The sequence below is a fragment of the Neisseria sp. P0014.S002 genome, from assembly GCF_051958295.1.
GTDB classification, from domain to species: Bacteria; Pseudomonadota; Gammaproteobacteria; order Burkholderiales; family Neisseriaceae; genus Neisseria; species Neisseria flavescens_B.
This window is the reverse complement of the sequence record NZ_JBQCVO010000004.1, coordinates 163,533-173,020: the sequence shown is the minus strand read 5'-3', so window position 1 is coordinate 173,020 and position 9,488 is coordinate 163,533. Positions and strand designations below refer to the sequence as shown.

The window sequence follows — 9,488 nt, the reverse complement described above, 5'->3', positions numbered from 1 at the left end:
AAACAAAAACAGCCGAAAATCTTTATTTAGGTTTCGGCTGTTGGGGAAAAGGAATTTTGCAAAGGTCTCGGCCTTTTAAATCATGAATGCATCTCTTGTTCAAACGACAGCAGAATCTGTTTCACTTCATCCGCTTCTTTGACGGTGCGGATACGGTCAAACAATATCTGCGCCTGTTCAAACTCTTTTTTCATCATGCCCAGCCATTGTTTCAAACGGGCAACCGGATATTTGTTGTTGGCTTCTTTGGCAAGGCACAAGTCGAAGAATTGGACTATCCATGAGGAGACTTCGGCAAAGTCGGTGTCTTTCACTGTTTCGCCGTTTTCATATTGCTTGATTTGTCGCGCCAAATCGGGACGGATAACGGCGCCGCGTCCGAGCATCACGCTGTCGCAGCCGCTGACAGTTTTAATATCGAGATAGTCTTGAAGGCTGAACACATCGCCGTTGGCAGTAACGGGAATATTGACTGCATCGCGGATTTTGCGCACCCATTCCCAATGTGCCGGCGGTTCGTAGCCTTCGACTTTGGTACGCGCATGGACGGTCAACGCGCATGCGCCGCCGTTTTCAATCGCGGAAGCGCATTCCAATGCCAGATTTTTGTTTTCATAACCGAGCCGCATCTTTGCCGTCAGCGGAATGTTTTGCGGCAGGCGTTGGCGCAGGGTGTGGACGATTTGGTAAATCAAGTCGGGCTCTTTGAGCAAGACCGCGCCGCCTTTGTGTTTATTGACCGTCGGCGCGGGGCAGCCGAAGTTGAGGTCGATTTTGTCCGCACCGAAACGCACGGCTTCCAAAGCATTGACGGCCATGTTTTCCGCATCGCTGCCCAAAAGCTGGACAGTACAGGGCGTGCCGGTCGGCGTGCGGTTGGCATGGGCGATTTCGGGAACATATTTAAGCCAAGTGGCGCGTGAGTGGACCGTGTGCGTAATGCGGACAAATTCGCTGACGCATTCGTCAAATCCGCCGATGCGCGTCAACAGGTCGCGCATCACATCGTCCACCAGCCCCTGCATGGGGGCAAGAATAAGCTGCATGAGTCAGGCCGTCTGAAAAAAGGAGGACATATTGTAGCGGTATATCGGTTAAAATACAGCTTCCTTTTTCAGACGGCCTTTTTATGATGCACACAATTCCGGCAACCGCCGCCATGTTGGTAAAAAATTCAGAACGTTATCTTTCAGAAGTTTTGAGTGCGCTGAAAGACTTTGACGAAGTCCTGCTGTTGGACAACGGCTCGACCGACCGTACTTTTGAAATTGCCAAGGGTTTTTCCAATGTCAGCTATTACAAGCATGACTTTATCGGATTTGGCCCGATGAAAAATCTGGCGGCCAGACTGGCGCAAAACGATTGGATTTTCAGCATAGACAGCGATGAAGTGGCGGATGAGACTTTAATCGAATCGATTCGTACGGCCGTTTTGGAAAATGAGAAGGAACATATTTTTTCGCTTTCCCGTCTGAACCATTACCACGGCAGACTGATTAAAGGCTGCGGCTGGTATCCGGATATTATTCCGCGCCTTTATCATCGCAGATTTACCCGTTTTTCCGACCGTCAGGTGCATGAGTCTTTGGTGTTGCCGCAGGAAGCCAAGGTTAAACAACTTGATGGCCGTCTGAAACATTATTCTTTTGAAAATGCCGAAGGGCTGATTCAGAAAATGCAGCAGTACAGCTCGCTGTATGCGGAAGAAAACCGCTTTAAGAAAGACAGTTCGCCGTTTAAGGCTTTGCTGCATGGCGGCGTATCGTTTATGAAAAATTACCTGCTCAAGCGCGGTTTTGCCTATGGGGCGGACGGGCTGACGATTTCAGTTTCTAACGCACAAGGTTCGTATTACAAATATGTCAAACTCTACGAGCGCAACCGCACGATAACCGTCTCCCTCATCATCACCACCTACAACCGCCCCGATGCTTTGGAGCTGGTGTTGAAATCGGCTTTATCGCAAACCCGTCTGCCGGATGAAATTATTGTTGCGGATGACGGCTCAAGGCAGGAAACCGCCGAAGTGGTTGATTTTATCCGCCGTAGGACAAGCATTCCTGTTAAGCATTCATGGCAGCCGGATAGGGGCTTTCGTGCCGCCGAATCGCGCAACCGTGCGCTGGCGCAGGCGAAAAGCGATTATATTGTGTTGATTGACGGCGATATGGTTTTGGATCCGTCTTTTATCGCCGATCATTTGAAGATCGCCCGCAAAGGCCGTCTGATACAGGGCTCCCGCGTGATTTTGACTGAGGATAAAACGCAGGATATTTTGGACGAAGGCGATTTACCTGCCTTGTCTATGTTCAGCTCGGGGATAGAAAAACGGCTTTCCGCCTTGCGCTGCCGTTGTTTGGCCAAATTGGCAGGCCGAAAAGGCAACCGCAAACATAAAGGCATCAAAACTTGCAATATGGGCTTTTTCCGCAGCGATGCGCTTGCCGTCAATGGGTTTGACAATAGCTTTGTCGGTTGGGGCAGGGAAGACAGCGAATTTGTCGCCCGTTGCTATCATAACGGGATGAAACGCCATAATTTGAAATTTGCCGGCATTGCGTACCACCTCTGGCACAATGAGGCGGAGCGTGATTCCTTACCGCAAAACGATGCCTTGTTGGAGGCAACTTTGTCGGAACGTAAAATCCGCTGTGTTCATGGCGTATCAGATTTTATAAAAGATGAAGAAGTAGCCGGAAAATAGCCGTATCATCTTTTTAAACCATAGAGGCCGTCTGAAAATCTTCAGACGGCCTCTTTTGTGCTTTTAATGTGTCTATTGGTTAAATGAGAATATTATTTATTTGATGTAGATTGGTATGTATAATTAGGTAAAGTATAGTTAGGGAAGAGGGTTTACTCTATAATCTAACTATTTGTAATTTTATTTCGGTCAAGGCCGGATTTTGGGAGTTGTGATGTCAACTATGTTTTTTATCCAGTTTGCCATTGTGCTGCTGTGTATCCTGATTGGTGCGCAGGTTGGTGGGATTGGTTTGGGCGTGCTCGGCGGTATCGGTTTGGCCGTATTGTCTTTTGGTTTCCATCTTCAGCCGACCAGCCCGCCGATTGATGTGATGCTGATGATTATGGCGGTAGTGTCTGCCGCGGCGGCCATGCAGGCCAGCGGCGGTTTGGACTATATGATTAAGATTGCCACGCGCGTGTTGCACCGCAATCCGAAATACATCACCTTTATCGCGCCGGCGGTAACTTACACCTTTACCGTCTTGGCAGGTACGGGCCATGTGGCTTATTCGGTCTTGCCTGTGATTGCCGAAGTCAGCCGTCGCAATGGCATCCGTCCTTCCCGTCCGCTGACGATGGCGGTTATCGCTTCCCAATTTGCGATTGTCGCCAGCCCGATTGCCGCAGCCGTTGTTGCCTGCGTCACCATGCTTGAGCCGCAACACATTACAATGGCGGACGTGTTGAAAGTTACCGTTCCCTCCACGATTTTGGGTATCGGTTTGGCTTGCGTGTTCGTAAACAAATTGGGCAAAGAATTGAAAGACGATCCGCATTATCAGGCTTTGCTGAAAGACCCGAACTATGTGAAAGAATACATCGATGTGGAGGAGCAACAAACCGATGTCGCCATTTCGCCGAAAGCCAAATTGTCGGTCGGTATTTTCTTGACTGCGGCATTGCTGGTGGTCGTGATGGGTGCGCTGCCTGAGTTGCGTCCGGCTTTTGAACACGATGGCGCGATCAAGCCTATGGGTATGGCGCATACGATTGAAATCGTGATGTTGTCTGCTTCTGCGCTGATTATCTTGGCGTGTAAACCCAATGGCGATGCGATTACCCGAGGTTCGGTATTCCATGCCGGTATGCGTGCCGTGATTGCGGTGTTTGGCGTGGCTTGGTTGGGCGATACCTTGATGAACGGTCACTTAACAGAAGTGGAATCGACCGTCAGCCATTTGGTCGAATCTGCACCGTGGACCTTTGCCTTTGCTCTGTTTGTCTTATCGGTATTGGTCAACAGCCAAGGCGCGACAGTGGCGACGCTGTTCCCGATCGCCATCAAACTGGGTATTCCTGCGCCCATCATTATCGGCACATTCGTTGCGGTAAACGGCTATTTCTTTATTCCGAACTACGGTCCGATTATTGCCGCTATTGACTTCGATACAACCGGCTCGACCAAAATCGGCAAATTCATCTTCAACCACAGCTTCATGATTCCAGGCTTGTTAAGTATGGCATTTAGTCTGGCTTTCGGTTTGTTGTTGGTTCAACTGTATTATTGATAGGCTGAAAAATAAAAGGCCGTCTGAAATTTAATTTCAGACGGCCTTTTTGATATTGTGATTCGAGAGCTTAATTGCAGTATTTGTTGACGTCGTTTTGGTATTGTTTAATCAGGCTGTCGCGATTGGCCAAGCGTGCGCTTTCGGCGACTTGACGGTTGATTTTGGCGATTTTGCAGTTTTCCAGCTTGTTTTGGCGGTTTTGCTCTTCGATTTTTTTATTGCGCTCTTCGATTTGTTTGTTTTGTTCCGCAACCTGCTCATTAGGCTGCTCGGCAACCGGCTCAGATGCCGCAACAGCAGGCGCAACGGCAGGTTTGACGTTGTGCGTGCGGATGTTGACCACACCGGAACGCTTCGGTTGCAGACGGTTTGGCGTATCGGAATAGCTGTTGCCCGATGCGCCTTTCCAAGTGTAAACCTCGGCTGCGCCGGTCAGGGCGGCGGAAGAGAGAAGGGCTGCTGTCAGACAGGTTTTGAGTACGGAAGATTTCATGGGTTTCCCTTATGTAAATGATGTTCTCATCCAACCTATTTTACTTGAAACTGCAATGCGTTGGCATATTTTTGTACCGCAGATCAAATCATGTAAAAAAATAACGTTAAAACATGTATTGCCAATGTTAGCATCAAGCCGGTGTGATATAATGCCGTGCATCTCGCACAAACTGAAAGACCGAGCATCATGCGTATTGTAGAAAAAGCCTATACTTTCGACGACGTTTTGTTGGTTCCAGCGCACTCAAACGTGCTGCCTCGAGATGTCAAACTTCAAACCAAACTCACCCGCGATATCACGCTCAACCTCCCTCTACTTTCTGCTGCAATGGATACCGTTACCGAAGCGCGTCTGGCCATTTCTATGGCTCAAGAAGGCGGTATCGGTATTATCCATAAAAACATGACGCCGGAGTTGCAAGCGCGTGCCGTTTCCAAAGTGAAGCGCCATGAGAGCGGCGTGGTGAAAGATCCCGTTACCGTTGCGCCGACCGCATTGATCCGCGAAGTCTTGGAAATGCGCGCACAACGCAAACGCAAAATGTCCGGTCTGCCTGTTGTTGAAAACGGCAAAGTGGTCGGTATCGTGACCAACCGCGACCTGCGTTTTGAAAACCGTGTCGATCTGCCGGTTTCTGCCATCATGACCCCCCGCGACCGTTTGGTTACCGTTCCTGAAGGTACCAGCATTGATGAAGCCCGCGAAATCATGCATGCGCACAAAGTTGAGCGCGTTTTGGTGTTGAACGACCAAGATGAACTCAAAGGTCTGATTACAGTTAAAGATATTCTGAAAACAACCGAATTCCCTAATGCCAACAAAGATGCCGAAGGCCGTCTGCGCGTCGGTGCCGCGGTAGGTACCGGCGGCGATACCGAAGAGCGCGTCAAAGCATTGGTGGAAGCCGGTGTGGACGTGATTGTGGTCGATACTGCCCACGGCCATAGCCAAGGCGTTATCGATCGCGTGCGCTGGGTCAAAGAAACCTATCCGCACATCCAAGTCATCGGCGGCAACATCGCGACTGCTAAAGCTGCTTTGGATTTGGTGGCTGCAGGTGCGGATGCCGTTAAAGTCGGTATCGGCCCGGGCTCGATTTGTACAACCCGTATCGTGGCCGGTGTGGGCGTGCCTCAACTAACTGCGATTCACAATGTTTCCGAAGCCTTGAAAGGTACAGGCGTTCCCCTGATTGCCGACGGCGGTATCCGCTTCTCCGGCGATATTGCCAAGGCTCTGGCAGCAGGTGCCTACAGCGTCATGCTCGGCGGTATGTTTGCCGGTACGGAAGAAGCTCCGGGCGAAATCGAACTCTACCAAGGCCGCTCTTACAAGTCTTACCGCGGCATGGGTTCGTTGGGTGCGATGAGTCAAGGTTCTGCCGACCGCTACTTCCAAGACAAAACCGACAGCACAGACAAATATGTTCCTGAAGGCATCGAAGGCCGCGTGCCTTACAAAGGCCCGATTGTGAACATCATCCACCAGCTGACCGGCGGTCTGCGCTCCAGCATGGGTTATTTGGGTTGCGCCAATATTGCTGAAATGCACGAGAAAGCAGAATTTGTGGAAATCACTTCTGCCGGTATGAGCGAATCTCACGTTCACGACGTACAAATCACTAAAGAAGCGCCTAACTACCATCGTTAAACCAGTATAAAAAGGTCGTCTGAAAATATTTCAGACGGCCTTTCTGTTTTTATAAGGTTTTAAAAATGAAGAGAATATTGCTTGCCGCCGTTATGCTTGGTATTTCAGGCTTGGCATTTTCAGAGTCTATTGAAGAATCGGGAAGAAGGCTGCCTAGGGTGTTGAAAATTCAGAGTATACCTGTTGAGGTGCAAAAAGGGTTTGTTTGGGCTATTGTACCTGTTGATGAAACTGGTAAGGTTGGTAAAGCAGTATGGAGGGAGGAGGGTAAAGTTTCTTCTAAGTTTATGAAATTGGCAAAACAGAAAATTGCTTCATTTAAACAAATCAAACCTCAGTGGGTTTATGCTCATACCTTGGAAGGATATCACGAGAAATTGCGAGAAGTGCAGGAACAAAAATGTGCAGCAATTGATCCTGATAGATTTAAACAATGGAATGACAATCCGTATATTACATTGGATTTAACAAGTGATGATCCTTTATTTGATTGTTTGAATAAAGTATCAGAGGAGCAGGCCAACATTAAAGTCAATATTCCTAGCGTTGCCAAATTTTTTATTATTTCTGAGAAACAGTGGCTTAGGAAAATTGCACAGGTGCCTTCCCCAAGATATCCCAGTCTATCAATAGAAAATGGAGAAGAGGGCTCTGTCATTCTGGAGTTACATATAGCAGGAGGGAAGGTTGATACAGCAAAAATTTTTAAAAGCAGCGGTTATTCACGATTAGATACTGCTGCACGTAGAGCTGTTTGGGGATTAACTGTTTCCAAAAAATCTCGAGAAGATGTTAGATATTATCAATTGATACGTTTTGAACTGAGCGATTAAACTGAGTTTCAGACGGCCTTTTAAAAATCGTATTACAATAAGCCAAAATTAAAAACACATTCCATTATGTCCAAAAAAATCCTGATTATTACCCCAAGCTGGATTGGCGACTGCGTCATGACCCAACCGCTTTATCGCCGTTTGCATGAGCTACATCCCAGCTGCACCATTGATGCTTTTGCACCCAAATGGTCGATGGCCGTATTTGAGCGTATGCCTGAAATCAACCGTGTGATGGAAAACCCTTTTGGACATGGTGCATTGGAATTGAAAAAACGCTGGCGTATCGGGCGTGAATTGGGAAAAGAAGGCTATGATCAAGTGATTGTTTTGCCCGGTTCGCTCAAATCCGCCATTATTGCCTTGGCTACGGGCATTAAGCAGCGTACGGGCTACGTCGGCGAATCGCGCTATTTTTTGCTTAACGATATCCGCAAGTTGGATAAGGCCGCGTTGCCTCTGATGGTCGACCGCTATACTGCGCTGGCGCATCCGACCCAAGCGGATTTTAACGGGCATTCCGATAATCCCTGTTTCACGATTGATCCTGAAAGCCGTCAAGCCGCTTTGGCAAAACATGGTTTGGCGGCGGATAAACCGATTTTGGCATTTTGTCCCGGTGCGGAATATGGTCCGGCCAAGCGTTGGCCTGCGCGTCATTTCGCAGAACTCGGCCGCCGCTATTTGGCCGAGGGTTGGCAGGTTTGGCTGTTTGGTTCGCAAAAAGATTTTGATATTGCAGATGAAATCAACCGGCTTTCAGACGGCCTGTGCACCAATCTTTGCGGTAAAACCAATCTTTCGGAGGCGATTGATTTGTTGTCTTGCGCCGATACGGTCGTGTGTAACGACAGCGGTCTGATGCACCTTGCGGCCGCGCTTGATCGGAAATTGGTTGCAGTTTACGGCTCATCCAGCCCTGACCATACGCCGCCTCTAAGCCAAAAGGCAAAAATCGTCAGTTTGAATTTGGATTGCTCGCCTTGTTTCAAACGCGAATGTCCGTTGGGGCATACGGATTGTTTGAACAAGCTGACGCCGGATAGGGTACAAAAAGCGGCGGAAGAGCTGGCTCGTTCGGCGTAATCCAATAAAGATTAGATGGGAAACAGCTAAGGGCGGATTTGAATCTGCCCTTTTGGTTTTTCGTTTCTTTTATTTTTTAATAAAAGGCCGTCTGAAAATCATATTTCAGACGGCCTTTTGGGGTTTGAAATGAATACATCTGATTATTTTTGATGCAGATTATAAACGTATTCCACTTCTTCGCGGCTGCCCATGAATACGGCAACACGTTGGTGCAGGCCGGTAGGTTGGATGTCGAGCATGGCTTCGATGGCATTGTTTGATGCGCCGCCGGCCTGTTCCATAAGCAGGCTCATCGGGTTGGCTTCGTACATCAGGCGCAGTTTGCCCGGTTTGGATGGGTCGCGTTTGTCTTGCGGATACATGAATACGCCGCCGCGCATCAGGATGCGGTGGATTTCGGCAACCATGCTGGCTACCCAGCGCATATTGTAGTTTTTTCCGCGTACGCCGGTTTCGCCTGCCAGCAATTCGTCAATGTATTGTTGAACAGGGGCGAACCAATGTCTTTGGTTGGACATATTGATGGCGAATTCTTTAGTGGATTCCGGCACGCGCGGATTTTCTTTGGTTAGCAGGAATTGGTTGGCATCGTCCAAAGTGAAGACGAACACGCCATGACCGACAGTCAGTACCAGTTGGGTTTGCGGACCGTATAAAACATAACCTGCAGCCACTTGGTCGCGGCCTTTTTGTAGGAAGGACTCGGTAGTCAATGCGCCTTCAGGTTTCGCCAAAATGGAGAAGATGGTGCCGACGGAGATGTTGACGTCGATATTGGAAGAGCCGTCCAGCGGATCAAACAATACCAAATAGCCGCCGTTTTCGTGTGTGGCGACATAGGTGTCTTCTTCTTCGCTGGCAAGGCCTGCGATGTTGGCATTGGCTTTTAAAACATCAATCATGATGTTGTTGGCGATGACGTCAAGTTTCTTTTGGTCTTCGCCTTGGATGTTGCCGGTACCTGCCATGCCCAAAACGCCGGAAAGCGCGCCGAGGCGGACTTTGGCGTTGATGTCCAAACAGGCGGTAGCCACGGATTCCAATACGCTGGCCAGCTCTTGCGGCAGTTTGTGTTTGGGCAGGTGTTGGGCTAAGAATTGGTTCAGTGTATTCATGGTTTCACTCTTTTCCTAAGTTTGAATCGGGTATTTTTCAATTTCA

At 48.8% G+C, this 9,488-nt stretch carries 8 protein-coding genes; 5 read left to right on the top strand and 3 right to left on the bottom strand.

From position 1 onward, the window contains the following. Positions 1 to 80 precede the first annotated feature (80 nt). Positions 81 to 1,046, bottom strand: a complete 966-nt coding sequence (locus ACTHSX_RS06240; RefSeq protein WP_440377121.1) for a tRNA dihydrouridine synthase — start codon at positions 1,044 to 1,046, stop codon at positions 81 to 83. Positions 1,047 to 1,129: 83 nt separating this feature from the next. Between ACTHSX_RS06240 and ACTHSX_RS06235 the strand changes: the two genes are divergently transcribed. Further along, positions 1,130 to 2,704 (top strand): glycosyltransferase family 2 protein, encoded by a 1,575-nt coding sequence (locus ACTHSX_RS06235; protein ID WP_440377120.1) that lies wholly within the window; start codon positions 1,130 to 1,132, stop codon positions 2,702 to 2,704. 223 nt (positions 2,705 to 2,927) lie between these two features. After that, positions 2,928 to 4,256 (top strand): anaerobic C4-dicarboxylate transporter family protein, encoded by a 1,329-nt coding sequence (locus ACTHSX_RS06230; RefSeq protein WP_188209555.1) that lies wholly within the window; start codon positions 2,928 to 2,930, stop codon positions 4,254 to 4,256. Positions 4,257 to 4,326: 70 nt separating this feature from the next. Here the strand turns inward: ACTHSX_RS06230 and ACTHSX_RS06225 are convergent, their stop codons facing one another. Next, positions 4,327 to 4,752: a DUF4124 domain-containing protein gene (locus ACTHSX_RS06225; RefSeq protein WP_070712610.1), complete on the bottom strand. Its 426-nt coding sequence runs from the start codon at positions 4,750 to 4,752 to the stop codon at positions 4,327 to 4,329. Between the two features lie 189 nt (positions 4,753 to 4,941). Between ACTHSX_RS06225 and guaB the strand changes: the two genes are divergently transcribed. From guaB to waaF, 3 genes are all read left to right on the top strand, one after another. Next, complete coding sequence (gene guaB, locus ACTHSX_RS06220; protein WP_003678893.1) at positions 4,942 to 6,405, top strand: IMP dehydrogenase; 1,464 nt, start codon at positions 4,942 to 4,944, stop codon at positions 6,403 to 6,405. A gap of 65 nt (positions 6,406 to 6,470) precedes the next feature. Continuing rightward, positions 6,471 to 7,238 carry an energy transducer TonB gene (locus ACTHSX_RS06215; RefSeq protein ID WP_440377119.1) on the top strand — a complete coding sequence of 256 codons (768 nt, stop codon included), beginning with the start codon at positions 6,471 to 6,473 and terminating at the stop codon, positions 7,236 to 7,238. A 66-nt stretch (positions 7,239 to 7,304) separates the two neighbouring features. Next, entirely contained in the window at positions 7,305 to 8,324 is a 1,020-nt protein-coding gene (gene waaF / locus ACTHSX_RS06210) for a lipopolysaccharide heptosyltransferase II (RefSeq protein ID WP_440377118.1), read from the top strand. A 143-nt stretch (positions 8,325 to 8,467) separates the two neighbouring features. Here waaF and ACTHSX_RS06205 read toward each other — a convergent pair whose 3' ends face one another. Next, entirely contained in the window at positions 8,468 to 9,442 is a 975-nt protein-coding gene (locus tag ACTHSX_RS06205; RefSeq protein WP_440377117.1) for a class 1 fructose-bisphosphatase, read from the bottom strand. Positions 9,443 to 9,488 lie beyond the last annotated feature (46 nt).

Bases quoted from the DNA above. Each gene is read 5' to 3' on its own strand.
- ACTHSX_RS06240 (WP_440377121.1), bottom strand. From the start codon at position 1,046: ATGCAGCTTATTCTTGCCCCCATGCAGGGGCTGGTGGACGATGTGATG.
- ACTHSX_RS06235 (WP_440377120.1), top strand. From the start codon at position 1,130: ATGATGCACACAATTCCGGCAACCGCCGCCATGTTGGTAAAAAATTCA.
- ACTHSX_RS06230 (WP_188209555.1), top strand. From the start codon at position 2,928: ATGTTTTTTATCCAGTTTGCCATTGTGCTGCTGTGTATCCTGATTGGT.
- ACTHSX_RS06215 (WP_440377119.1), top strand. From the start codon at position 6,471: ATGAAGAGAATATTGCTTGCCGCCGTTATGCTTGGTATTTCAGGCTTG.
- guaB (WP_003678893.1), top strand. From the start codon at position 4,942: ATGCGTATTGTAGAAAAAGCCTATACTTTCGACGACGTTTTGTTGGTT.
- waaF (WP_440377118.1), top strand. From the start codon at position 7,305: ATGTCCAAAAAAATCCTGATTATTACCCCAAGCTGGATTGGCGACTGC.
- ACTHSX_RS06205 (WP_440377117.1), bottom strand. From the start codon at position 9,442: ATGAATACACTGAACCAATTCTTAGCCCAACACCTGCCCAAACACAAA.
- ACTHSX_RS06225 (WP_070712610.1), bottom strand. From the start codon at position 4,752: ATGAAATCTTCCGTACTCAAAACCTGTCTGACAGCAGCCCTTCTCTCT.